This window comes from Litoribacillus peritrichatus, from assembly GCF_039537985.1.
GTDB classification, from domain to species: Bacteria; Pseudomonadota; Gammaproteobacteria; order Pseudomonadales; family Litoribrevibacteraceae; genus Litoribacillus; species Litoribacillus peritrichatus.
Window position 1 is genome coordinate 1581437 of sequence record NZ_BAABBN010000004.1, and the last position, 25275, is coordinate 1606711.

The 25275-nt window shown below is 44.2% G+C and carries 28 protein-coding genes; 13 read left to right on the forward strand and 15 right to left on the reverse strand.

Annotated features, from left to right (window positions below; genetic code table 11):
* The first annotated feature begins 87 nt into the window (after positions 1-87).
* Positions 88-450: a winged helix-turn-helix transcriptional regulator gene (locus ABD744_RS08420; protein WP_344797398.1), complete on the forward strand. Its 363-nt coding sequence runs from the start codon at positions 88-90 to the stop codon at positions 448-450.
* On the opposite strand, the gene ABD744_RS08425 is transcribed toward ABD744_RS08420, so the two are convergent.
* Positions 447-1586, reverse strand: coding sequence for an S-(hydroxymethyl)glutathione dehydrogenase/class III alcohol dehydrogenase (locus tag ABD744_RS08425; RefSeq protein ID WP_344797400.1), 1140 nt, complete (start codon positions 1584-1586; stop codon positions 447-449). The two genes, ABD744_RS08420 and ABD744_RS08425, sit on opposite strands and share 4 nt — an antisense overlap.
* A 117-nt stretch (positions 1587-1703) precedes the next feature.
* Here ABD744_RS08425 and ABD744_RS08430 point away from each other — a divergent pair, with 117 nt between their 5' ends.
* The 3 genes from ABD744_RS08430 (at position 1704) to sodX (ending at position 3521) form a co-directional block, all read left to right on the forward strand.
* The gene (locus tag ABD744_RS08430) at positions 1704-2597 is read left to right on the forward strand and encodes a LysR family transcriptional regulator (RefSeq protein ID WP_344797402.1); all 894 of its coding nucleotides are present in this window, start codon (positions 1704-1706) and stop codon (positions 2595-2597) included.
* 114 nt (positions 2598-2711) lie between these two features.
* Positions 2712-3212 carry a superoxide dismutase, Ni gene (sodN, locus tag ABD744_RS08435; protein WP_344797404.1) on the forward strand — a complete coding sequence of 167 codons (501 nt, stop codon included), beginning with the start codon at positions 2712-2714 and terminating at the stop codon, positions 3210-3212.
* 3 nt (positions 3213-3215) lie between these two features.
* The gene (gene sodX / locus ABD744_RS08440; protein WP_344797406.1) at positions 3216-3521 is read left to right on the forward strand and encodes a nickel-type superoxide dismutase maturation protease; all 306 of its coding nucleotides are present in this window, start codon (positions 3216-3218) and stop codon (positions 3519-3521) included.
* Positions 3522-3524: 3 nt separating this feature from the next.
* Here the strand turns inward: sodX and arfB are convergent, their stop codons facing one another.
* The 3 genes from arfB to ABD744_RS08455 form a co-directional block, all read right to left on the reverse strand.
* Complete coding sequence (gene arfB, locus ABD744_RS08445) at positions 3525-3938, reverse strand: alternative ribosome rescue aminoacyl-tRNA hydrolase ArfB (protein WP_344797408.1); 414 nt, start codon at positions 3936-3938, stop codon at positions 3525-3527.
* 11 nt (positions 3939-3949) lie between these two features.
* Positions 3950-4423, reverse strand: coding sequence for an NYN domain-containing protein (locus ABD744_RS08450; protein ID WP_344797410.1), 474 nt, complete (start codon positions 4421-4423; stop codon positions 3950-3952).
* 189 nt (positions 4424-4612) lie between these two features.
* Complete coding sequence (locus ABD744_RS08455) at positions 4613-5992, reverse strand: hypothetical protein (protein WP_344797411.1); 1380 nt, start codon at positions 5990-5992, stop codon at positions 4613-4615.
* Between the two features lie 351 nt (positions 5993-6343).
* Between ABD744_RS08455 and ABD744_RS08460 the strand changes: the two genes are divergently transcribed.
* From ABD744_RS08460 to ABD744_RS08470, 3 genes are read left to right on the forward strand one after another with little or no spacing between them, the layout of a single operon-like run.
* On the forward strand, positions 6344-6751 hold the full coding sequence (locus ABD744_RS08460) for a hypothetical protein (RefSeq protein WP_344797413.1): 408 nt from the start codon (positions 6344-6346) through the stop codon (positions 6749-6751).
* Positions 6752-6781: 30 nt separating this feature from the next.
* Complete coding sequence (locus ABD744_RS08465; protein ID WP_344797415.1) at positions 6782-7393, forward strand: hypothetical protein; 612 nt, start codon at positions 6782-6784, stop codon at positions 7391-7393.
* A 31-nt stretch (positions 7394-7424) separates the two neighbouring features.
* Positions 7425-8123, forward strand: a complete 699-nt coding sequence (locus tag ABD744_RS08470; RefSeq protein WP_344797417.1) for an aspartate/glutamate racemase family protein — start codon at positions 7425-7427, stop codon at positions 8121-8123.
* A gap of 47 nt (positions 8124-8170) precedes the next feature.
* On the opposite strand, the gene ABD744_RS08475 is transcribed toward ABD744_RS08470, so the two are convergent.
* Positions 8171-9097 (reverse strand): DMT family transporter, encoded by a 927-nt coding sequence (locus ABD744_RS08475; protein WP_344797419.1) that lies wholly within the window; start codon positions 9095-9097, stop codon positions 8171-8173.
* A gap of 130 nt (positions 9098-9227) precedes the next feature.
* On the reverse strand, positions 9228-12383 hold the full coding sequence (locus ABD744_RS08480) for a hypothetical protein (protein ID WP_344797421.1): 3156 nt from the start codon (positions 12381-12383) through the stop codon (positions 9228-9230).
* 345 nt (positions 12384-12728) lie between these two features.
* Here ABD744_RS08480 and ABD744_RS08485 point away from each other — a divergent pair, with 345 nt between their 5' ends.
* From ABD744_RS08485 to ABD744_RS08500, 4 genes are all read left to right on the forward strand, one after another.
* Complete coding sequence (locus tag ABD744_RS08485; protein ID WP_344797423.1) at positions 12729-13682, forward strand: hypothetical protein; 954 nt, start codon at positions 12729-12731, stop codon at positions 13680-13682.
* Between the two features lie 237 nt (positions 13683-13919).
* Positions 13920-14099, forward strand: a complete 180-nt coding sequence (locus ABD744_RS08490; protein WP_344797425.1) for a CbtB domain-containing protein — start codon at positions 13920-13922, stop codon at positions 14097-14099.
* Between the two features lie 62 nt (positions 14100-14161).
* Entirely contained in the window at positions 14162-14908 is a 747-nt protein-coding gene (locus tag ABD744_RS08495) for a CbtA family protein (protein WP_344797427.1), read from the forward strand.
* A 76-nt stretch (positions 14909-14984) separates the two neighbouring features.
* Positions 14985-15308, forward strand: coding sequence for a hypothetical protein (locus ABD744_RS08500; RefSeq protein WP_344797429.1), 324 nt, complete (start codon positions 14985-14987; stop codon positions 15306-15308).
* Here the strand turns inward: ABD744_RS08500 and ABD744_RS08505 are convergent.
* Positions 15305-17698 carry a response regulator gene (locus ABD744_RS08505; protein WP_344797431.1) on the reverse strand — a complete coding sequence of 798 codons (2394 nt, stop codon included), beginning with the start codon at positions 17696-17698 and terminating at the stop codon, positions 15305-15307. The genes ABD744_RS08500 and ABD744_RS08505 overlap by 4 nt on opposite strands.
* Positions 17695-18636, reverse strand: coding sequence for an ABC transporter substrate-binding protein (locus ABD744_RS08510; protein WP_344797433.1), 942 nt, complete (start codon positions 18634-18636; stop codon positions 17695-17697). The genes ABD744_RS08505 and ABD744_RS08510 overlap by 4 nt, the downstream gene beginning before the upstream one ends.
* A 173-nt stretch (positions 18637-18809) precedes the next feature.
* Between ABD744_RS08510 and ABD744_RS08515 the strand changes: the two genes are divergently transcribed.
* A complete protein-coding gene (locus tag ABD744_RS08515) occupies positions 18810-19631 on the forward strand; it encodes an arylamine N-acetyltransferase family protein (protein WP_344797435.1) in 822 nt (273 codons plus the stop codon).
* A 70-nt stretch (positions 19632-19701) separates the two neighbouring features.
* Positions 19702-20298: a Crp/Fnr family transcriptional regulator gene (locus ABD744_RS08520; protein WP_344797437.1), complete on the forward strand. Its 597-nt coding sequence runs from the start codon at positions 19702-19704 to the stop codon at positions 20296-20298.
* A 48-nt stretch (positions 20299-20346) separates the two neighbouring features.
* On the opposite strand, the gene ABD744_RS08525 is transcribed toward ABD744_RS08520, so the two are convergent.
* The 7 genes from ABD744_RS08525 to ABD744_RS08555 form a co-directional block, all read right to left on the reverse strand.
* On the reverse strand, positions 20347-21114 hold the full coding sequence (locus ABD744_RS08525; protein ID WP_344797439.1) for an energy-coupling factor ABC transporter ATP-binding protein: 768 nt from the start codon (positions 21112-21114) through the stop codon (positions 20347-20349).
* Positions 21111-21869 (reverse strand): cobalt ECF transporter T component CbiQ, encoded by a 759-nt coding sequence (gene cbiQ, locus ABD744_RS08530; RefSeq protein ID WP_344797441.1) that lies wholly within the window; start codon positions 21867-21869, stop codon positions 21111-21113. The genes ABD744_RS08525 and cbiQ overlap by 4 nt, the downstream gene beginning before the upstream one ends.
* Positions 21866-22447 carry a hypothetical protein gene (locus tag ABD744_RS08535; RefSeq protein ID WP_344797443.1) on the reverse strand — a complete coding sequence of 194 codons (582 nt, stop codon included), beginning with the start codon at positions 22445-22447 and terminating at the stop codon, positions 21866-21868. Before ABD744_RS08535 ends, cbiQ begins: the two co-directional genes overlap by 4 nt.
* A complete protein-coding gene (gene cbiM / locus ABD744_RS08540; protein WP_344797445.1) occupies positions 22444-23064 on the reverse strand; it encodes a cobalt transporter CbiM in 621 nt (206 codons plus the stop codon). The genes ABD744_RS08535 and cbiM overlap by 4 nt, the downstream gene beginning before the upstream one ends.
* A 14-nt stretch (positions 23065-23078) precedes the next feature.
* The gene (locus ABD744_RS08545; protein WP_344797447.1) at positions 23079-23858 is read right to left on the reverse strand and encodes a DUF4198 domain-containing protein; all 780 of its coding nucleotides are present in this window, start codon (positions 23856-23858) and stop codon (positions 23079-23081) included.
* A gap of 113 nt (positions 23859-23971) precedes the next feature.
* Positions 23972-24445, reverse strand: coding sequence for a nickel-responsive transcriptional regulator NikR (nikR, locus tag ABD744_RS08550; protein WP_344797449.1), 474 nt, complete (start codon positions 24443-24445; stop codon positions 23972-23974).
* A gap of 134 nt (positions 24446-24579) precedes the next feature.
* Complete coding sequence (locus ABD744_RS08555) at positions 24580-25260, reverse strand: energy-coupling factor ABC transporter permease (RefSeq protein WP_344797451.1); 681 nt, start codon at positions 25258-25260, stop codon at positions 24580-24582.
* Positions 25261-25275: the final 15 nt, after the last annotated feature.

Here is a 25275-nt window from a genome sequence, read left to right on the forward strand (position 1 = left end):
TGAGTTGATGTGGTAATCTTAAAAGCGAGGTAACCGTATGAAAACCAGGTACATTTTGGTTAGGTAGGAACTTTTTGGTACATCTTTATGAAATCTAACGAAAAATTAATTTCAAGAAAAACAGCGCCAGCACAATCAGCCAGAATGGTTGAAACCATTTACGGTTGCAAATGGTCGCTTACGGTTTACCAGTTACTGGCTAACGGGATCAATCGCCCAGGCGAGATGGTTCGGAATGTAGAGGGGTTAACCACCAAAGTACTGAACAGCTGTTTAAAAAAGAATGCCGAATTCGGGATCATTGAACGCATTGTCTACAATGAATTGCCGCCAAGAGTCGAGTATAAAGTCACCGACTTTGGCACCAAATTCATTCGTATTCTGGACGAGATTGAAAGGCTGCAAGACGAAATCGACAATGAAGCCGCACTCTCGGCCAATAAGACCTAAACCTCTTCAGCCTCAAAGTGAATCACTGTCCGTATGCTCTTACCTTCATGCATCAAATCAAACGCTTGGTTAATATCCTCCAGCGGCATGGTATGCGTGATAAAGTCACTTAACTGGAATTCGCCGTCCAGATAACGCTCTACATAACTCGGTAACTCAGAGCGACCTTTCACACCCCCGAATGCAGAACCCCGCCAAACCCGGCCAGTAACCAATTGAAACGGTCGGGTGGAAATTTCCTGACCCGCACCAGCAACACCGATCACAACCGACTCACCCCAGCCCTTATGGCAACATTCCAACGCCGAACGCATCACATCCACATTACCTATGCATTCAAACGAATAATCCACGCCGCCGTCGGTTAATTCAACGATGACATCCTGAATTGGCTTATCGAATTCTTTAGGGTTAATGCAATCGGTTGCTCCGAGCTTTCGGGCTAAATCGAATTTACTTTCGTTAATATCGATCGCAATGATTCTGCTGGCTTTGGCCATTGCAGCACCAATGATCGCAGATAAGCCAATACCGCCCAAACCAAAGATAGCGACCGTTGCACCCTCTTCCACTTTGGCCGTATTCATGACCGCGCCCATACCCGTGGTAACGCCACACCCCAAAAGGCAGATTTCTTCCAACGGCGCCGCCTTATTGACTTTAGCCAAGGAAATTTCAGGCAATACGGTGTATTCAGAAAACGTCGAACACCCCATATAATGAAAAATGGGTTCGCCATCTTTATAAAAGCGCGTGGTGCCGTCCGGCATTAAGCCTTTACCCTGAGTCTCCCGGATTTTCTGACACAAATTGGTTTTACCGGAAGTACAGAACTTACACTCTCCGCATTCTGGTGTGTACAGAGGAATAACGTGATCACCCACCGAAACAGAAGTAACCCCCTCACCCACTGCCACAACCACACCGCCTCCTTCATGGCCTAATATCACCGGAAAAATACCTTCAGGGTCATCACCTGACAAAGTAAAGGCATCCGTATGACACACACCGGAGGCCACCACTTTCACCAGTACTTCGCCCTGTTTTGGCGGCATCACGTCCACCTCTTCAATGGACAAAGGTTGGTTTGGCCCCCAGGCAATTGCGGCTTTTGATTTAATCATTTGTTGAGACATGGAATGCACCTATGGAATTTGATTCACTTTGATGAAGCCATTGTATTTGTTTACAAATGAAAGATAATCACTATAAATATAAAAACACTTTTACCTATTTGTAATAATGAGAGCTTCATGAATCACTGGGAAGGCGTGACCGAGTTTGTAGCGGTGGCCGAATCTGAAAGCTTTACCAAAGCGTCAAAAACACTGGGCATATCCACGGCACAAGTTAGCCGGCAAATCAGCAACCTGGAGCAACGTCTCGCCACCAAACTGCTCTACAGAACCACCAGGAAGGTCTCTGTCACAGAAGCGGGTCAAATCTATTATCAACGCTGCCGGGTATTACTGGATGGCCTAGAGGAAGCAGAAAACGCACTGACCCAACTGCACCAAATCCCCAGTGGCACAATCAAACTGACGGCCCCGGCCGCTTACGGCGAAACCGTCATTGCACCATTACTGCATGATTTCTTAAATATTTACCCAAGTCTTTCACTCAACACCCATTTGACCAACGAAAAAGTCGACCTAACGGAAGGCGGTTATGATTTAGCCATACGTCTAGGCAAACTTGAAAATTCCAGCATGATCGCCAAGCGCCTTCACAGCAGAGTTCAGTTTATCTGCGCCAGTCCCGAATATGCCCAACAAAACGGTTTGCCCGAATCATTAGCAGAGTTAGAAGAACACAACTGTTTGAAAGGCACATTAGATTACTGGCGCTTTACTCAGAACAATCAGGAAAAAAATATCAAAGTATCCGGCAATATTCGTTGTAACAGCGGACACGCCATTTTGGATGCGACGCTAAAGGGCATTGGAATTTCACAGCTGCCGGATTATTACGTCAACCCTTTTATTAAAAACGGTCAACTGATCACCTCACTGGAAACCTACCAAAATCGGGACGAAGCGGTCTGGGCGCTCTATCCTCATAATCGACAACTGTCACTCAAAGTTAAATTGTTGATTGAATTTCTGGCGGAACAGTTGTCTGCGGCGTCTGGTGATTCTCTATATTAGTGCACCTTTTTAAGTTCACGTTCATCAATCCCTTGAACTCATTCTTGACTGAACATCATATGCGAATGATAATAATTAGCACTTAAAACAATTAGACCAAATTAAGGAAGACTCATGCTTCATTCGCTTTTCAAACGCTTCGATCAACTGAGCCCTTTCAACCAAGCCTCAGCACATTGTGACATTCCTTGCAAAATATACGACCCTGCAGTTGCGCAAATTAATGCCCTGACAGTAATCAGAATGATGGATCTCATCGCTGAGCTAGACCAAAAAGAAACACTATCTCTTAGCGATCAAGCCCTTTTAACGCGTTTAGTTACGCAAAAAGAAGAGCACGCCGCCAAAGTCAAAGACGAGATACGAGTAATTTGGGGGGATTATTACAAGCAACCTCAGTTTGATCTGCTACCTGATGCCCATGAGTTAACACATAAAATCATGTTACAAGCGTCGAAATGTAAACAGAATATTGACCGGTCACTGGGCCTGGAACTGCTAAATCTGGTGAATGAATTTGCTGAAGGCTTCTGGAAAACCAAAGGTGTCGATACCTTTATAGCCACTTGCCCTTACCCGCCCGCTGAACAAGTTGTTTACCCAAAACTGGGCTAAATGATGATACGGGTGTTTAAAGTCGAGGGAACCAGTATGTTCCCTACTCTGAATCAAGGTGATTTTGTGATTGCTAGCCTTTGGTTTAGGCGTCTCATGCCGAATCAACTGGTCATCGTGAAACACCCGATTTATGGCACCCTGGTCAAGCGCATTCAAAGTGTGCAGCCCAATGACGGCTTCACACTTTGCGGCGACAACCCTGAAAGTGTCAGTAGCGAAAAAATGGGCTTAGTGAAGCGACAACAAATCATCGGCAAAGTCATTTACTCCGTCCAACAGACCAAACAAGCAACCGGTGTCCGGTAGACGTTAATAACTAACCTTGCCGCGTAGCGCTTTAGTATTACCACGCTGAGTTTTTTTATCCATTCTTTTACGCTGAGAAGAGCGCGAAGGTTTGGTTTCTCTTCGTGCCTTTTGAACCGCAGTCGCTTTTTTAATTAACTCGACTAAACGTTCCTGCGCCATCATCTTGTTGTATTCCTGACTCTTCGACTCTTGCGATTTAATGAGAATCAAACCGTCTTTCGTAATTCTATGATCTTTCATTGCCAAGAGGCGTTGTTTATAAAAATCAGGCAAAGAAGATTGCTTAATATCAAACCGCAAATGAATTGCAGTAGACACCTTATTCACATTCTGACCACCAGCACCCTGTGCTCGTATTGCCCACATTTCTATTTCGCGATCAGGAATAGTTACGTTATTAGATATCTCGAGCATTGATCAACCGCCTACAACAAAAATTCTTCAGTAATGGGGTGGTAAGCACTGGCCGCATGAATCAAGGAGTTGGCAGTTAAGGCAGATACGCCATAAACTTCAGCCCGAACATCATAAACCTCTTTGATTTTATCCAGTAGCAGGTCAAAGTCACCATCACCAGACAGCAGCAGCACAGTGTCAACGTTTTTCGCTGCTTCCATCACATCAATGGCAATACCGACGTCCCAATCGCCTTTTGCCGAACCATCAGCACGTTGAATGTAAGGCTTTAAGCGAACATGAAAACCCATTTTTTTTAAAGCGGCCTGAAACTTCATTTGCCGATCGTCGCCACGATCAATCGCATACGCATTGGCAATGACAATTTCACCTTGCTCGCTGATCATTTGCCAGAGTTTTCTGTAATTGAATTGTCGACCATACGTTTGTCGCGTGGTGTAGTAGATATTTTGGACATCGACGAAAAGAGCAATCTTTTTCACTGAGGATTCGCTTTGATTATGAAGGTCAGCACCATTCTATCAAGCAAGCGTTAGGAAGGCATGGTATTTATAAATTCCCAGCGCAAGCGTTTGCGCCGGGAATTTCAGTTCATTGTTGAATGGCTTCAACCACTCTTTGAATTAAAAAAGATCATTCAATTTAAAACCATTCAATTAACAACTTTTCAATTACAGAGTGTTCGCTGCGACTGAACGGTCTACATTTGAGTCCAGATTGATCGTGAAGTGACGAACCAATGTATGACGCTCATAAGACAACAAGTACAAGTGAAGTATCGACTTATCTTCTTTATCCAAATGCATAACCGGGCCATCAATACTGGTCGAGTGATGGTCTATCCATTCGTCGTTTTCATCCAGCAAAACACTGAAGTACTCACTCTCATAAGGAGGTTGTTCTTTCAGTTGCTCGTAACTCTGATAAAACGGCGGAACATTAATACCCATCGGCTTATACAAGCCTTTCGGATAATCCTTGGTTTCCAGTTGAGGTAACGCATTTACATCAAAGCCACTGATGATTAAACGATTATTCAGCCCGGTTTCTGTGTCTTTAAATGTCAGTTCAAGCTCCTGAAGGCTTTCTTTTTTACCTGACGCTGGAGCAATATCGCGCATTTTAGCGTAGTCCAACTCACCAATTTGCCAGTATTTGTTATTCCAAGCCTGATTCAGCTTATATTGACCCGGCGGAACAAAGCTCGCGAACTGAACCTTATCCGGCTGAGTCATGAAGTCTTTCCAGGTGACTATGTTGGTGGATGCGTTAAATGTACGAATCTTACGTTTTTGTTCACCAGCCACAATCACGCGCTCATTCAACAACGGATCAACCTCAACAATACGCTCACTGCGGATGGTACGAAGCTGCTCCAAATCCACCTGTGTACCTGCCGGGTCCATCCAATGTTCCAGGCGCGCCCAGTGGTCCCAATAGGAAACCTGATTAATTTTCTCAAAAACATCTTTGTAGTGACCAAGCGGGAAATCAAACCAGCCCTGATAATACAGCTTCTTACCACCGTCTTCTTTGGTGAACAACAGAACTTCCCACAAACCCGCATTCAGACAGTTACGAGCCAAGTGCACAGAATGCATGTTTTCAATCTCGAAGCCATCACCGCCGCTGATCTCAATGTGTTCTGAGTCCGGTGGAAAGCTGACTTGTTGGCGATTCCATTCCCGGTCTACCAAAGTAATGACTTCCAGCCCTTTGTCATCTTTCACCCAGTTTGAAAGTTTAGGAACAAACAACTCCAAATCGATATTTTTGAAGGTGACAGTAGCAACTCGGTCATCTTCTTCTGGCTTGAGCGTGAAATCAAAGTGCGTTTCGTCGTTTTTGGTCAGAGTAAGCGAGCGACCACCGTACTTTTTATAATACGCACTGATCGGAGCCGGATCTTCAGGGTATTCATCCGTGGTGTATTCTTTCACTGAAATGTCCATAACATCGGAGGCATCGTATTTACCAAAAAACGCCCATGTTCCGGCAGTGACTCCAACAGCGGCTATCATTGCGCCAGCGAGTAATGCTTTTTTCTTCATAATGATCTCTCAATTCATTCCATAAATGTGCAAACGTATATGCTGCTTTCTTATCCGTATGATCTTTGTTATTAATAATAAAAAAGCGACTCTCCTCAATTCGTAAGCAATTCTATGAATCGTTCCTAGCGCAGCAATATCCGTATTTTGAACTTAAGGTTTAGTTAAACTTAACCTCATGATTTCAAACTAAAAACTGTATTTTTACCGAAATAATTAATTACGTTTAATTCACTAATAATTCAATCAATACCAACAAGACCCAAAACAGTGCAACTTTGCAGGCTCTGGGTTGTCAATGATGTGACACATTGGGTACATTATTGTTTGAGATGAAACATGGAGAATGTCATGAAAGGAATGTCCGTATTACTGTTTATATTCACCTCTCTTTTGATGCCTTTGCACACCTTTGCAGCCGACGAAGCATTAAGTATTGACAGATCCATCAACCCCGACCTGCACATCAGTTTTCCAAACGATGACAACATTGAACCAACCAGCAGCGATTTTATCATTGAGAATTACGTCCTCATGAGCAATGAAACAGGCGAACGCTGGGCGGTTTTAACCTTAAAAAACGAAGCCGCTGGCAACAGAATTTTTACACAAGACTATGTGCTGGCTCTTTTTGCTGATGGCCAACGAAAAAAACCTCTGAAGCATAACCAAAGGTTCAAAAGTAAAGAAATCAAGTCTATATTATTGTCTTTCGGTGAAAGCAAATTTCCGATTTTGGAGATATACAAAAAGCCCTAATTCACCTACAACACCTCAAGGAAGAGAGTTATGTTGCACAAAATGCATCGGTTATCCGCGATTGTTATTGCCTGTTTTGTTTTCTTTCACCTAATCAACCATTTACAGGCCGTTATCAGCATTAAAGATCACATTCAGTTCATGGAAGCGTTTCGTGAGATCTATTACTCACCCATTTTTGAAAATTTACTCATGCTGTGCGTCTTGTTTCAAATAGGGTCAGGACTCTATTTTGTAAAAAGACGCTGGGGGCAAAGAAGCGGTTTCTTTGAAAAACTTCAGGCGGCCTCCGGTGCCTACCTTGCATTTTTCTTATTGATTCATGTAACTGCGGTCTCATATGGTCGTTACGTGCTCACATTGGACACCAATTTTTACTTTGCAGCTGCAGGTCTAAATATTCATCCGATCAGTGCGTTCTTCTACCCTTACTACTTTTTGGCAGTGGTGGCCATTTTTTCTCACATCGCTTGTGCGATTCACTGGTTAAGCCGGGATAGCTTATCTCTGGAAAGCAGAAACCTTATTGGATTCTGTTTTATCACTGCAGGTATTCTGATCGGAGGTCTGATTGTTCTGTCCTTTGGGGGCCTGTTTTACGATATTGAAATTCCTGCAAACTACTTAAATACATACCAATAACCAACTGAAAAACAATAAAAAGGAGTTCATTTTGAAAACTATAGGGATGCTGGGAGGTATGAGCTGGGAGTCCACCGTCAGCTACTACAAAGAAATCAATGAAGGTGTAAGAGAGACGTTGGGAGGACTTCACTCCGCCAAAATTTATCTGCACAGCGTTGACTTCGACCAAATTGAGAAACTTCAACATAATGGCGACTGGGCAAAAACAGCCACCATTCTTGGAGAGGCAGCCAAATCCTTAGAGCTGGCAGGAGCGGATTTCCTGATGATTTGCACCAACACCATGCACAAAGTGGCTCCAGAGATAGAAGCTCAAGTCTCCATTCCTCTGCTTCATATCGCTGACGCTACCGCAAAAGAACTGTCAAAAAAGAACATAAAAAAGGTGGGCTTGTTAGGTACCCGTTTCACAATGATGGAGGACTTTTATAAAGGCAGGATTCAAGAAGGCTTTGGAATTGAAGTGATCGTACCGCAAACCGACCACCAAACTATTGTCCATGATGTGATTTACAATGAGCTTTGCTTAGGCGTCATCAAAGAAGACTCCAGAAATGAATTTGTCTCCATCATTAATAATCTTTACGAATCAGGGGCAGAAGCGGTTATTTTGGGCTGCACCGAAATTGCTTTGCTGATTCAACAGCAACATACCCCTGTTCCGTTATTTGATACCACCAAGATACACAGCCAATATGCGGTATCACTTGCTCTGGCCGATGGTTGATTGCGTATTTCTGACTGTATTCCGTTGTCGTTCATCTTTTTCAAGGTTTAAACAGTCTCCGCCTGGATACTGTTTACCTCGCTGGTTGATACTATCGCTTTTATTTCAGATGGCTTAGCAATGATGTACAAAGAAATAATCGTAATAATCACACCTGGCTGAGCACTCCAGAAGTTATTGCTGAATAAAACACCATCGATTGCCGCTACGAACGTTGGAATCAGATAAGAGAATGCCAACAATGTGTTAGGGCCTGACGTTTTCAATAAATATTGCTGAAGCAAAAAAGTAAGCAAAGTAGTAAAAACTGTCAGGTACAAGATGGACTCCCAGAACAAGCCATCCTCCCATGCAACAGAACTCAGCGCATCAGTAAGCAACATGAACGGAACCAAAATAATTGCGCCAACAGCCAAGATCAGAAAAGTCCCCAAAACAACCGGTATATCTTTCCCCCACTTCTTAATCAAGACCACATGCGTAGCCAGACTCAAGCAAGAAAATAAAAAAATAACATCGCCTTCACTCACATCCATGGCAATACCACCAGCGCCTGCAGTTGCAACTAATACCCAAACAGCACCAATACTGCCCAATGAGAAACCAAGCAACTTTGTAACCCCGGTGGTGACTTTAAGCAAAACAACACTTAAAACAACACTCATTAAAGGTATCAGAGTATAAATGACCGACGTATTTAGCGCGGTGGTCGTTTTAAGAGACTCAAACATGCCAAGAAAAAATAACACTAAGAACAAACTGATTACACCGTAACGCCATAACACAGGCCAACTCAACGTTGACATATATTTATAGGCAAAAGGCAGCATCAATAGCCCTGCAAGAATAAAACGAATCCCTGTGGTCGCCAGCGGGTTAGCCAATGGCGCAACCACGGCTGAAACCACGAAAGAAGACGCCATCAAACCTGTCCATATTACCAAAATCGCTAATTGTGCTGCTTGCTTGTTCATAATAAGCTCCTTGTTTTCAATAGAGCCAGATTACTTGAATGCTTTAAGCTAGAAATTAACCTGGGTTTATTACCCCAAATATTTTTTAAATTCTCCTTTTCTGTTCATCACCGTTGACTGAGATTACCTATTACCGACGAAATAAACGTTTAAAACGCGCTATAAGCCCCGGATTTGCCCCTTGCTGAAGTAAAGACTCAAGTCGCTTCATTTGCTCGTTACTCAGATATTCCATCAGCTTTTCAACGGAATAATTTTCACCACCCTCAGGCAAATAATTTAAAGGCATGAATGTAGCGTGCTCAAGAACCGGCTTAATTTCAGCTTCTGTTTTTTCACCACGAAGAAAGGCTAAAACGTCTGCGACCTGTTGTTTGAATACGCCGGTTTCGACCTCTTGCTGCATTTGTTGAATGGCTTGCGGATCAACCGTCTCATCAATGGCATAAAGGCCTGGATAGAAACCTTCATACGTGTTGATCAAAGGCGAACTGGTTCTCATCGCTTCTACCAACCAGGGTTTCGTTAATACTTGATAGTCTTGCCCCTCTGCAGCCATTCTCTGGACCATGAAATACTGATGAGTCAGAAAAACACTCTCGTCCAAAAGGTGTTTATGCATGCCTTCGAGTGAAAAGTCCGCTAACGACGAGTCAAACGTCAACGAATCCATGAACGCATGATATGCTTGGGCATTCTCGGTAATATCACTGGCCTGATGTTTTGTTTCAATCTGCTGTTCTTTCGTCAGACGCTGATACAAACGCTTTTCTGGTGTGGCCAAGCTGCGTTCCAACCAACGTTTCAGCGTCCAGAAACATTCTTCCTGCAAACGTTGACGTACGTTTTGAAGCTGCTGTTGGCCGGACGAACCTTCCTTAGTCTCTTGCTCTTCTACACGCTCTTCAGCGTATGCTTCAGATTCTCGTAAGAATCGGACGCGATCGTACTGATCAAGAATGTGCATACTTTCGTCGATGCCGTTGGATAAGGCCTCATACCCTGGTAAACCATAGTGTCCAGCAAAGTAGGCCCAACAGTCTCTTCGCTTATCAAGCACCCAAGCGTAGTAGTTGGCGGAAGGAATATTCAGACGAGCCATTATTGCCAACAACTGCTTTTCATTGTCTTGATGAAGCGCGATATCGAAAGGCTCATCAAGATCATCATCCTCTTCGTCTTCACTCTCAACAACGGGTTTGGCCAGATAAAAATCATTCAACGCTTCGACCAAATGAGTCGCTTCGGTCTCGATCAAACAATCAAGAACACGTCGCAAGGCAGGCGCGCATTTCAGAGGTAAGTCCAGAAGCTGCCAGAATGCAGTCAGCAAGTAATAATAGTCATCGAACTGGAACGCCCCTTCAAAACGCAGCTGCAGGTCCCAGATAAATTCGCGTTCAGGCGAATAGAAAGGTTTCATTTGCGCTTCTGCTTGCTGAGCGGTAAGTGCAGTATTTCTACCATACACAAAGGATTTCAGGTCTTCCCAACGCTGATAACACAGGGTCTCGTTCTCGCCTCTGAGGTAGTTGGTGGAAATTCTGCCTTTCATTTCCTCCAACAAAGCATCGACAACATCATTTTCAACAAAGTCCAAACACTCTTCGTGAAGTACATCGGCATCCTCTGGCTCTACCCCTTCACGGCCAATCACCAGGCAGCTAAAGGCATAACGCACTCTGTCATCATCCAGGTCTTCAAACCAATCCAGCGCCCCTCTTCGATGCTCACATATCAGCTCATAAGCCTTATCGAGTTTCAGTTGATTCGGTTCGTCAAACAGCTCCTGTAAATCGTGGAGTGAGGACATCGCTTCATTAACTTCAATTTCACAACGGAAACGTTCATCGAAGCCATCGGAATCAATCACGCCATAGTCATCAACCAATCGAGTCTTAATGTCATCGGATAATGGCTCACCACCACACAGACGGAAATACACATCAAAGAAGCGCAATACAGTGTCGGGTCTTCGTTCTTCCTGTATCTGATAATCCATATAGTCGTCGATTAACTCTTCGACTAACTCAAAACGTTTAGCATCCATGTCTTCGGCAGACTCAATGCCAGCCATGTCCGTCAACTCACCTAAGCCGTAATTGTCTTCGCTGAACTTATAGAGATTAACCGAGGGAATGGAATCAAGAAGTTCAGGGTTTTCACCCTTGGTCACATATTCCCAAACCGCTTCACCGTTACTGAGACCTCGCTCCAGCAGTTCGCTCCAGCAGTAAGACCCGGTATAACTTGCAAGGTAAACAATCTTTTTGCGTTGTTCAGCCCAAGGGTCAATGCGAGACGACAAAGGCTCATCCAGATAATGCTCTAACTGCTGCTGATGCTGATCTGCAAACTCTGAAACGGATGTTTTGAGGAATGGGAAATCAAAAGAATAAGCCGAGCCATCAAATTCACGAACACCACGAGCCACCAGACTGTAGTAGAAGTAATGGAGAGGCTTGATGGCTTGTGTCTGAGGCTGAATGTCTTTGCCCCAGTTATCGTACGGGTCAAGGTGCTCTTCAAAGGGCAAAAAGCCTTGATTGACAAAGCGTTCATTCAAGACTGCTTTTAATTCATGGATCTCTGATTCATCTTTGGCAAGATAAGCATACAAACCGTTAATAGGCTCGTCATGTAAGTCTTCATCATGAACATCAATGCCCGACGCAAACATGAGGTTGCGAACCACCGGGTGGTCGCAGTAACACCAAGCCTTAATGCTGTCTTCACAGATACCCACTTGAGCCGCCCAAATGTTAGCCAACATAGGGACACTCGGCGGGAAGTATTCATCTGCACTTGGCATAAACCCGGTAAATAAATAGCCCAACTTGGGATATTTCAAGGCAATAATAAACAAGCTGTATAGGCCAAAGAACTCACTTTCCGCAATAAACAGGTTGTACCAATTATTCATCAAACGACCGCGATCACGCATCGCTTCCGCCAACGCCACCAAGGTATCGAAGAGTTCTTCATGTTGGATCGCTTGTAGCACCAATAAGGTTTCAGAGGTAAACACATCCTCTATGTTGGCTAGGGTTTCCTCTTTGTATTGGTATTCAAGTATGCCCTCTTCCATCAGCACTCTAATCAAAGGTTGATTCGGATATTTGGCCCAATCTACGGGTTGAGTAAATTTAAAATAGTATTTGCAGTAGGTATGACGAAACGCTTCACTACTACGAATCAGCTGGATATATTGCTCCAGAGCATTTTTGATGCTGGTTGAGTCATGAGGGTTAACCGAAATAAAATGTGTGCCAATCGTTTGATTCATCAATAAAACATCCTTTTTAGAAACAACAAAAACTGCAAACAAGAACTGTAAACAAGAACTACGACCCGTCAGGTATATTGAATCTAGGGAAAAGAAAAACCAAGGTCATACAGTCTTTGGGTTAATACCAAGCCGCTATATTAGCGAGTACAAATGAATCAAAAAACCTTTTAATTTATCAAATCAACCAAATCGAATAAGCTAAAAACACAATTACCCATACGGTCAGGTTTTTACGACTTTTAACAATATAAACAGTCAGTTCTACTGTTTTTCATAGATAACGAGCTATATACTCGCCACCTTGTAAAGCCCTCAAATAGTTGACCAAGAGACAAGGAAAGCATGTTCAAGTTGTTAAAAGAGATATTCTGGGAAGGCGCGTTCAAACGGGATGCCGTATTACTGGATCGAGACAGATACCTGTTAGGTCTGATAGCACTGATTTACTTCCAAACCTGTTTGTTACTCAATAACAGCCTACTGATGCCATCACCCGACACGCTTTTCTTTGAGGGCGTTCGAGGACTCATTGCATCAATCTATTGGACCCTGCTCAGAGTCGAATTCGGCATAGACCCTATCTTTCTGGCCCTTCATATTCTGTTAGCTGCGCGTGCATTTGGTCGTTGGCTGGGCGTCCCTCTGGGACTACTTTCTTTCGTAGCAACCCTTGGCAGCGTACGTGTAGGCATAACAGTCATCAAAGAGTTTTATGGCTATAGCTTCCCAGACGAGATACTCATGGGACTGGCAGCTATAGTTGGTATTTGGTTAATCTCGGTTCTCATCATGCTCTTTCATTCAGGATTAAAAGAGCATCAGCCTGAACACGACTTGTTAGCACAGAACCCCGACATTGATCCCAACATGCAACTTACCCCAGTGGCATTCCTGCATAAAATACTGATTCTTAATGCGGCCGTGTTTGTATTTATGTTAGTCATCAACATTTTATTCGCAATCTTTGGCAGTCATGCAAGCCAAGAACCAATGATGATTCTTAACCTGATCATTAGTGCCGGTGCAATGATCCTAAGCTTTTGGTATGCCGTAAAACGATTAAGGAACTTAGGCTGGAAACCCCTCCCTTGGATGCTGTTTTTAGTGATTGTTCCCTTTCTGATATCCGCTCTCATTAATTGGCTTTACCTGGAAACCTATTTCTACAACGCCTGGATTTTTACTGCCGTTATACTCTTGGTTCCTGTCATCAAATGGTGTTTTATAGTCATTGCTTTCAAAATTATGCTGCAACCCTATCGTTCACCAGAGAAGCAACTCGCCCTGGATATCTAAATCCGCAAATACACCTAAATCTGCTGAAACGGACAATACTGCTCACGCATGCGGAGCAGTATTGCAATGTGATGATTCAAAACAGATTCAACAAAGGTCTTGAGTGAACGGGAAAAAGATAGCAAGGCTTCATTCCCGGGCAATTCCCTCAAATTAAACGATCATTTACTTAACTTTTACCCAAGTTCCGCTAAAATGAATGGGATATTCATCATTGGGCAGACAAGGAGTTAAAGCATGCAACAAACTATTTCAACACCTCAGACAAAATCACTATCCGTTTCAGCCGCTGTGCAAGTGGTAAGCGCCATTGCGATTGGGGTGGCTATTATCTTTGCTGTTGGATTTGCACCGATGGATGTGGCACACAATGCAGCACACGACGCTCGTCACGCTTTTGCTTTTCCTTGCCACTAATTCCAACACCCACTTTGAAAATCGTTCCGGGCAATGAACCTGCTTGCTCATGAGAAATTAATATGATTCTAAGAAATATCCTCTTGTCGGCCATTGTAGTTGGCTTATTCTCTGGCCTTTTATATGGCCTGTTTCAACATGCTCAAATCAGCCCTATTATTTACGCCGCAGAACAGTACGAAGTCAGCGAAGAAACGCCAGCAACACACAGCCATGAAGATGCAAAACAGGGAGATCACCACCACGATGCCGAAGCGTGGGCACCTGAAGATGGTTTTGAACGAATTGCCTACACCCTGGGAGCAGATATCGGCATTGCTATTGCCTATGCGATTTTAATGATTTCTCTGATGGCCCTGCACGATCTAAAAAGCAATAAGCCCAAATTGGACGCCATGCAAGGAATTGCCTGGGGCATACTTGCAATGATTATCTTTTTTGTAGCGCCAGCCATGTTCGGTCTACACCCGGAAGTTCCGGGGACAGAGGCTGCAGCACTGGAAGGACGACAAACGTGGTGGACAGCCTGCGTGGTATTAACCGCAGCGGGTTTTGCAACGCTTTATTACGCACCATTGAAATTCAAAGCAGCAGGATTGCTGTTTTTAGCTCTGCCCCATTTAATTGGTGCACCAATGCCCGATGAGCTAAGTTTTGCAAATACCAGCCCGGAAGCAGTTTCTGCATTAACGGAATTGAGTCATCAATTCTACTCGCTGACCGCCATAGGTATGGTTTTCTTTTTTGTGTTGCTCGGTTCTATGTCTGGCTTTGCTGTTAAACGTTTCGTTAAACTCGAATCGCTTTAACCGGAAAGGGCGCCATTGTGCGCCCTTTCCCTGACCAACGTATCTTCTGCCCTTTTCTCATTAACTTAACCGTCTCATGAACTTAAGCAACGCACTCGCTGAGTTTTTTCAGTCTTTATGGAACACTCGGATTGAATCCGCCGAACGCCTTCAGACATTCGATATTCATGCAGAAAGTTCTTGCGTGCAATTCACCTTACCCAATGTCCATCGGTTCTTCACTGAAGACCAACCGGAATTTAAATCTCTCACTTACAAAGAGTTCAGGCAAGGTCTGTTCAACAGCCCCATCAATGAACGCCTGAAAGAAATCGATGCTGAAATCGTTATTACCGACAATCAAAGAAAAGTAGACCTAAGCAGCTACGCCATCCAGCTACGTCATCCAACAACGGATTAATCCAGCCAACGACCAAGAGCAGCCAAAAGCTCACTGACTTCAATCGGCTTTTTAATGTAATCACTCATTCCCGCGTTTATGCACGCATCTCGATCACTTTCCATAGCATTGGCAGTCAGTGCAATGATCGGCGTAGCACAAAAGTGAGAACCGCCCTCTCCGTTTCTGATCCTTCCTGTGGCTTCATACCCGTCCATTTCAGGCATCTGACAATCCATCAGAATCAACGAATAGTACAAATCCGTTTTATTCTTTAACGTATTTAACGCCACCAAGCCGTTATCGGCCACATCAACTCTAAAGCCAAGCCCTTCGAGAATACCTGAGGCGACCTGTTGATTAATAAAGTTATCTTCCACCAACAAAATTCTGTGGTCGGTATTTATAGTAGGATTGTTACTTTGTTTAGATTCAACAAGGTTTTTCTTTACGTCTTGCCTGAACGCCAACCTCATAACTTCCGATAGAGCATCCGGCGAAACTGGTTTGGTTATTTCATATATGCCGTTAATGGCTTCCAGCTCAGCATAGTCTGTTTCATCAATCAGCGTTCGAACAAAAATAACAGGCAACGAATGCGCCTCTTGAATACTCTTAATAAAGCCAATGATCGTGCTTTCACTGACGTATTCAGACATAGCAACATCAACCAAAATGACATCAAACACCCAATCTTTACCGTTTTGAAGTGCTACCGCTTCATTCAGATTCGAAACAGCGGTGACACTCATCTGCCAACGACCAAGTATTTTTTTCATTAACTCACTGTTTTGACGATGGTCATCGATAATCAAGCAAGATCGCCCATCAAACAACACAGGTGTTTTTCCTTCTGTGACATGTTCAGACGCGTGTAAAACCACACAGAACTGGAAACTACTGCCGTCCCCAACGATACTGGTGGCCGACATTCCGCCCCCCATAAGCTCACATAGTTGCTTTGAAATCGCTAAACCAAGGCCTGTTCCACCGTATTTCCGGGTCGTCGATGAATCTGCCTGAGAAAAGGATTCAAACAGTTTGGGAATGATCGAAGGTTCGATGCCAATGCCTGTGTCAGCAACCGTCATGTTTAACAAAATTTCATCTGAGCCTTTGATTGCCTGTGATTCTGCACGAATTAATATGTCGCCTTCACTGGTAAACTTAATGGCATTTCCAACCAAATTAGAGAGCACTTGTTGGATACGAACGGAATCCCCTTTGACCCAACTGTGGTGTAAGCCTGTCACATCAACTACGACCTCCAATCCTTTCATTTGAATCGCAGGCGCCATCACATCCGCAAAATTGATAATAAACCGATCCAGTTCAAAATCTTCCGACTCCAGAACTAACTTACCTGCCTCGATTTTTGAGAAATCAAGAATGTCATTAATCAACGTCAACAAAGCATTCGCACTGGTATTAGCCAACTCCAGATAATGTTTTTGCTTTTTATTGATGTCTGTTTTTTCAAGAAGATGAAGCATCCCCTGAACACCATTCATTGGTGTTCTTATCTCATGGCTCATTGTGGCTAAAAAACCAGATTTCACTTTACTCGCTTCTTCCGCCTGTTCTTTAGCAGCAATGAGATCCCTTGTTCTTTGGGTTACTTCCTCTTCCAAGTGTTTATTAAAGTCCAACACCCGTTGCTTAGCTTTCGCCAGTTCATCCACCATCTGAGTAAAAGCGCGCTCTATGATGGTCAGTTCGTTCTCCTGTTTGGTTTTTAAGTCCACCTTAAATTCCGACAAAGTATCGAACTTAACGCTGGTAATGGCTCGGGTGAGAATGTTCAAAGGCCGGAGCAGTATCTTCTGACTCATCCACCAAAAAATAATCCAAAGTGCCACACCTTTAATCAATGCATTAATCACCAAAAAAGTGAAACCTAGCTTAACTCGATCCAGCACCACCGATGAATCAGAATACAAAATGGCTTTGCCAAGTTGCTGCTCCTCACCAAAGACTTCGTAAGTGATTGGAAATTCGTATGCAAATAAGTCCTCCAACCCTTTTGACTTAAAAGGCTTGAAGCTCCCTTCCTCACTGATCACGCCTTTGGTCCCGGCATGGGATATAACCGTCCCCGTTGCAGCCATTGGCACCAACTGTTGTTCCCGATAGCGTTCAATCTGAACACCAACCACCACAGGAACTTCCGACAACCCGGCAACGATATCTTTGATTTGTTCCCGATCAAGATTCCATAAAGCTTTCGCTAATACGGGCCCAAAAATCTTTTGGTAGGATTTCAGTTCCTTTTCAATGGTTTCTTGGGTATAGCGGTACTCCTCCACAATGTGCACCAAAGTGACTGACACAGCTACGATACAATAAAGGCCAAAAACAACTTTTAATAATTGAACCGCAACGGAGTTGTTCGCTAAAAAAGCCTTGCTCATTTATTACAGCCTTCCGGAATCCAGTTAACCCAAACGTCTTTGTTCTGATCCAACCATGTACGAACCGCTTGTTCATAACTGAGTTTATCGACGTCGACCAGTGCCGAAGCAGAGGCAATTTGCTGATTATTAAAACTGATATTCTTGAGTGTCCTGTATGCACAGTTCCAGGTTTTCTCCATCCCTTTCCAAGCGGCTTTCTTGAGCCATCCGCCTTTCGGGTTACCGCAATCGTATAAATAATTTGGATTTTCACCCCATTCCGGATCTGTTTCACATTCTCTAGCGTGAACCGGAAACTCAACAAAAGCCCCTTCAAATCTCGACTCCACCCAGTTAGGGGTCCAATTAAACAGAACAATTGGTTTTTTTATGGCATTCGCTTTTTTAAGTTCCACCCACAAGTCGTCACCATTGGCTAGAATTTTGACATTAAACCCCATATCTAAAGCCCTGATTCGGGCCTCATCCGGTTTTTCCCATGGCCCCGCGAAGTAAATACCACGGCCCTCACCGGATGTTGAAAACAGTTTCGAACAGGCTTTTAGTGCTCGCCAATCAGGTAGCCCAGGACAAATGTCTTCCACATAAGCCGGATACCACCAGTCCTCCCGAGTTTTTGCATCATGAGTTCCGGCGTCCACAATACTGCCTTCAGCAACCAGCCGGTTAAATACATCCGACATGGTTCCTTCCCATACCTCAACCTGAACATGGCCTGCACCATAGACCAGCGCCCCCCACTGATCGGACGTGGCCGAAGAAATATACTCAACCTGATAGCCAAGCGATTTAAATAATTCACCCGTCACTTTTGATAAAACTACCTGACTGGTCCAGTTATTCGTTATGATTCGTATCGGCTGGTCATTGGCCCGAGTGTTAATACACGTTAGTAAAAGTGCAATAAGAACTATGGAATTTATTTTTGTATACATACCGTCAGATTCCCTTCACTCGCCTCAATTTCTCAGTATAGACACAAGATATCGAGCTGCGGTCTCAGAATGAGTCTTAAACCAATATATATTTTTCAGCCTCTAAACCTAGGTTAATTGTTTGGCAAATGACTTGGTGTAGATTACGAGCCATGACAATGAAGGAGCAAACGATGAGTCAACTTAACCCGATTACTAAGCGTTATTTAGCCGATCTCGGCATCGACGCCAATCTGACCCCTAAAGAATTAATTAATCAGCTTCAAAGCCGCCACATAGCGAAATACAGTTTCAACAGTTTATCTGTGGTGCTTAAACAAGACATTTCTCTGGACCTTGAGATCATCTTCAAAAAAATCGTAACACAAGGCATGGGAGGCTATTGCTTCGAGCACAATAAGCTGGTGTTTGATGTTTTGCAGGACCTGGGACTGAACGTCAGAATATTGATGGCTCGAGTGGTTTATAATCAGGACATCGACAGCCCCAGAACACACAGGCTGACACTCCTAACCCTGAACAATGAGCAATACATTGTGGATTGTGGCTTTGGCCATTTCGGTGCCAGACAACCAATCAAACTGGAACTCGGAATGGAGCAAAACTTAGGCGACGCCTGCTACCGAATCATTCAGAATGAGCGCGGTGAGTATTGCTATCAAATCATCAAAGATGATGAATTCTTTACTCTTTTCACCTTCGACTTAGGCCAATACAATGAATCAGATTGTCTGTTAGGTCACTTTTATTCTCATAAATACCCAACCGCTGGATTTGTTAATAATCTGGTGGTGTGTCGTAAAGAATATGATCACATACGGTCATTGAGAAACCATGAGTTCCATCGTATTCAAGGGGCTAACACCGAGGTAGTGACCATTGATACTGCAGCTCAACTCACCGAAATACTGGAAGAAGAATACAGTTTGAATTTAGACCCTGCCATCATTGGGTTCTTATTTCAAAACTATGTGGAATTAAAAAAGGCGTCTTAATCAGACGTCGATACCGGACGCATAAGCCGCAACATGGATGCAGCGGATCATTTAACAACAAGGAAACGTAATGGATATCAAAAACGCCGAAGCCTCTTTTATTGATTACTTTAAGAAAAGCTACGGCGTTTTCGAAATCAAAGAGTTTGCCAGCCTGAATATTGAAACCACCTTAAAATACTACCCCAAAGGCAGTTTTTTAATAGAACAAGGTAAACCGGCCAACCAGCTGTTTTATCTGGTTTCGGGGCTCACCCGCTACGTCAGCATTTCCTACGAGGGCAAAGAGTTCACTCAGTCTTTCAGGGAAGCCCCCATCATTGCAGGTTCCACAAAGGCAATGGTTCAAAGAACACCTGCGTTATTCAGCATTGAAGTGTTAGAAGACGTAATATGCCTGGAGTTTGATTGGCAGGATTTCTTCTCTCGCATGAAAGATGTGCCCGGCTTTTTACAAACTTACGCGCATATGCTGGAAATGCTCTTCATTGGAAAAGAAGAGCGAGAAAATGCATTTGTTCAGAAAAGCGCTGAAGAAAGGTATCTGGATTTCATACACAACAACCCGAACCTATCCTCCCGGTTGCCCCTACAATACATCGCTTCCTATATTGGCATCACGCCCGTCGCACTGAGCCGAGTCCGAAAAAAACTCGCCAACAGTTAAGTTAAAATCAACGCCGCCGTTAACGACTCCGAATCTCAAGCTAACGTTTCACAAATCATTATGAACTTCCAGTTCAGGATCATGAGCATGGTGCTGCTCACTGCCTTTGGCATGTATATGAACATGACTGTGTTCATGATGGTGAGGGTGTTTGTGCAATACAGCCTCAACCAAAGTGCCATCGGTCAATATCACCGCACGAGTTGCCAGCCGTTCAATCAATTTTTGATCGTGTGAAACCAAAATCATCGCCTGATCCAAAGACTCTAAGAGTTCAATCAAGCGCAGTTCAGCGGAATCATCCAAACCATTCGTAGGCTCATCCAGCAATAATACTTCAGGTTTCATTGCAAGCACCGTTGCTAAGGCAACCAAACGCTTTTGCCCGCCAGACAGTTTGTGAGTAATCCGGTTTGCCAGCTCGCTCAAGCCAAGGCTTTCAAGTGTCTGAAGTGAACGATCAATCGCCTCCTGCTTTGTCATTCCTAAATTCAACGGCCCAAAAGCCACATCTTCTAAGACTGAAGGACAAAACAGCTGATCGTCTGAGTCCTGAAAAACCATGCCTGCTTTGGTTCGAACTTCAATAAAATCCCGTTCCTCCGATCTGTCCTTTCCAAACGCGTAAATGCCCCCGGATGAACGCTTGTTAAGCCCGACGATCAACTGTAACAGCGTACTTTTCCCTGCGCCGTTGCCACCCAGCAAAGCCAGCCTTTCCCCTCGATGCAATTCCAAATTTACATTTTCAAACACGTTTCGGTTCAGGTACCCGAACGATACCTTGTCTAATTTAATCAGAGGAGCTTGAGTCATAAAAATTCAACCAAACATAGAAATAATAAAACCAACGCCAAGCACCCCATGGCCAAGCTATCACCGGCCCGCCAGACTCGGTCATCCAGCAAATAGAACTGCCCCTGAAAACCACGACACTTCATTGCTTTCACCACCCGCTGAGACCTCTCCATACTCCTGACCAACAGCATACCAATTAACCAACCATAGGATCGCCACGTATGAAGGTCAGTTCTGGCATGAAACGCCCGTGCTTTCATAGCTAAACGGAGTCGCTGGTACTCATCTAACAGCACGTCCAGATAGCGCGCTGTCATCAAAAACAAGTGTGCAAACTTTTGTGGCACACCCAAACGACTCATGCCATGGCCCAGCTCTTCGGGTTCAAGAGTACCCAACAAGCTCAACATCGAAAGCACAATAATATTGGACCGAAGAAAGATAACAACCGCTCTGTCTACGCCCTGCTCGGATGCAGTCCACCCAAACACAACAAACAGCGAATCGCCTGACACTGTAAAAGGCAGAAACCCGATAAGCAACAGCACAAACCCTTCAAAAGCCAACAACCGTTTTATCAAAGTCTGGTAATCAAACCCTATACTCAAAACCAAGAACAAAGCGGCAACAAAACCAGCAACGAGTGTCGTGATCCCCGATAAAAAAATGACGACCAACGCGATCATGATCGCCGCAAGAATACGGGCTCTAGGATCAAAGCGATCCAGCCAGATAAACTCATCTTTGGTTTCTAACCGGGTCAACGAACTCACTCTTTACTGCGCCACCATAACAAGACACCTGAAAGACCAAAAATAAAACCGATACCACCCATAATATCACTGAAACGGGCACGCTCTTCTGAAGCCTGAAGCTCAGCCCTTAATGGACCGACTTGTTTGGCCACCGCGCGTTCCACAAGTTTGGCCAAGTCAGAATTGTTTATTTGTTCTAACGCCTGAGAATCAGGGGGTGACCCTGAGCTGCCATTCGACTCAGAAGAAACGCTGTGCTCACCAGCAAAGTCACTCTTATTGATGTTCCACGTCGCCAGGTGCCCGTCACCGGTATTCGCTACCACTTCGTAATCCGCTGCCTGGTCGGCTTGATAAACAAATTCCCCGGCTTCATTTAATTCAACCTGAGTTAATGGCTCTCCGCTTAATGCCTGATTGATAACTACCTTGGCCCCCGGAGCCGGCCCGCCACCAGCAAAGTACACGTAACCATGAATCTCACTCTCACCTTCCGCATATGCAAAAACCTTGAGTAAATGGCTGTAACCCACAGAAGGGGCAATCAAACAAAGCACTACAAACAGTTTTGCAGTTAATTTCAATCGGGCAGTCACGAAGGTTTTACTCCCAAAAGTTCAGGGGATACTTTACTGATGAAAGATAACGTCACCGCAGTGATAGCGGCTTCCGCTAATATTAAAGGAATGTAGGTCGCCAGGATCACTTTACTGGACGCCAGGTATTCAGATCCGCTCACCACAAGAGAAAGGCCAACCAACACCCCGGTCAACCCTGCCCCCAACAAGCCGGCACACGCCCCCAACATCGCAATACTGCGATTTGATTCCGCAAAAGAACGAAGTATAAAAGGCCGAATAATGAACCCACAAAGAAGCGCCGGTGCAGCAATATTAAACGCATTTACGCCAAGTGCAATCAAGCCGCCATGCCCGAAAAATATCGCTTGCATAAGTAGAGCCACTAAAATGGCCGGTACGGCAGTCCAGCCTAAAATGACCCCCATTAAACCATTCAACAATAAATGAACGCTGCTCGGCCCGACAGGCACACTGACCAGAGATGAAACAAAAAAGGCTGCAGCAAGCACTGCAGCCTGAGGAATGTTTTCGTTGTTTAATCGTTTAAACGCTAAACCCGCTAACGTTGCAGTGGCAAGCGCGCCACTGACAACGACAGGCAAGGCTAAAACACCATCAGGTATATGAGCCACTGTATTAGTTCTCGCTATTTCATATCTCGGGTTTGAACCCAAATCAGAGCACCTTGCTCAACAGGCACCATTTCGCCTTTCGGGTTCTTCATTTTTTCATCAGACTCTAATAAAGCAGCAAAGCCCCACCAACCTGCTTTTGGCATAGCATAACTGAAAACACCATTCGCATCGGCTTTAATCACCTGAGTGATGTAAGGGTCGGAAGGCATGGTCACTGACCCGTCATTTTTCCACTCCACTTCCACTTCCGCAAAAGGAACGGCCAAACCATTTTTCTTCACCACACCTTGAAATAAGTTACCCGCCCACAGACCGTAAGGTCTGACTAGCGGTTCAATTTCTACCGGCAGTCCAACCATGGTATCCCAGCCTTCTTCTGAGCCATACGCATCCACCACAACTTTCGTGTAATGCACAATCATAACGCCTTCGGCTGGCTCCCAGTAAGGAGCAGGTTCAATATAAAAAATATAATCTCCCGGCTTTTTAAACTTATATTCTGCTTTATAGGCCGTAACATCATTAACTTGATACGGTGTCAGAGCAGACATTAAGTTTTCTTTTCCGAACGGAGAAACAACGCCAAATTGCGAAGGGTGCGCCATATTCATTTCAGGCCCCTGGCTCATTGGATGTGTAAACACCATATTAATATCGATATTTCGTGCGGTGTTCTCATTCACAATATCATTCGAAGGAATTAGCTCCTGAAAGTGAGCCAAAGCATGTTGAGCGAATACACTTTGACCAATCAAAGCAAAAACCAAATAAATAAAGTTCAATTTTTTCATAATGTTACCAATTTTTATTAAACAAGATTACAAACATAAATATTACTAAATAATAATTCGTAATACCAAACAAACAAAATATCCCTCTGCGGGGCTACTAAAGTTAACAACGATTAAGTTTTCGGATGTGTATGCGTGTGGAAGTGCTCTGACGTACCGTGCTTATGCTTTTCACCCTGAACTTCGGCAGGAACCAGATTCAGCTTACCGTGCCTGACACCCGCCTGGCTGATAATCGCATTGGCAAATGCCTGTACCTCAGCAATACGCCCTTGCAGCACCACCGTTTCCATGCAGTTATCATGATCTAAATGAACGTGTAAGGTAGAAATGGCTACATCATGGTGATGATGTTGTACCCGAGTAAGCCTTCTGGCAAGCTCTCGTTCGTCATGGTTGTATACGTAGGTCAAGGTGCCAACACAGTGGCCATTCTTATCCTGTTCCACAACATCCGATTCAAGCTTGTCGCGAATGAGATCCCGGATTGCCTCTGAACGATTTTTATACCCATTCACCTTCAGATAAGACTCAAATTTCTCAATCAAGTCCTCATCAAGCGAAACAGAAATGCGTTCTAAAGCCACGTTCGGTCTTCCTTTGCTACCAAAATTTATCAGCGGATCTTGCTGTGCTTTCATCAAACACAGCAAAATCACTTTCTCAAACGAACATTAAGATCATACCAACTTTATATCATGCCAAATTCAGTGACATGCTATTAAGCCGCAGGATTATAAAGACGACGCTCAAACACACCGGAATCTTTAAAACGGTGCACAGTTTTTGCGCCTGCAAGCACGGCCAAATCAATCAAAGGTTCAACCAGAATCACAGAGGTGTACGCCAGGCAGAATGAGCCAACAGACGCCAGGTTCTCAGCGCCAAATCCGCTGCCATAGAACGCCCAAAATGCCACCCAGGAAATAATTCCACCTTGATAAGCGGCCGATAGTTTAAGAGTTTGAAGGTACGTCAAATCTTTATACGCTGTTTGCTCAGGAATCACCTTCTTGGCAACCCAGCTCATTGCAAACAAAGGCATCAGCAAAGTGGTTACATTCATTCCGTATTGCGGCAGATCAAACGGAGCAAAGAACGCCCCCTGAATGAACAAGCCTGCCGCGAGGCCAATGGCAGCCGGAGCCATGCCAAAAATAAGAAACAAAGTAGACCCCAGAATGATATGGACTTCTGAGACACCTACCGGTTCTTTGGGGTACACTTCAAAGAAAATAAATACAAAAAGTGTGGTCAATAAGCTTTTCACGACCAAAGAGCCGAAGCCACTTTGTTTAATGGCATCCAGCGCCAGCTTAGACATTATGCCAAAAGAGACGGCCGAAGAGCCGTAGCTCAATAAAAGTTTAGCGCCATTCACAACGCCTGGTTCAATATGCATCGAGTCTTGTTTCCT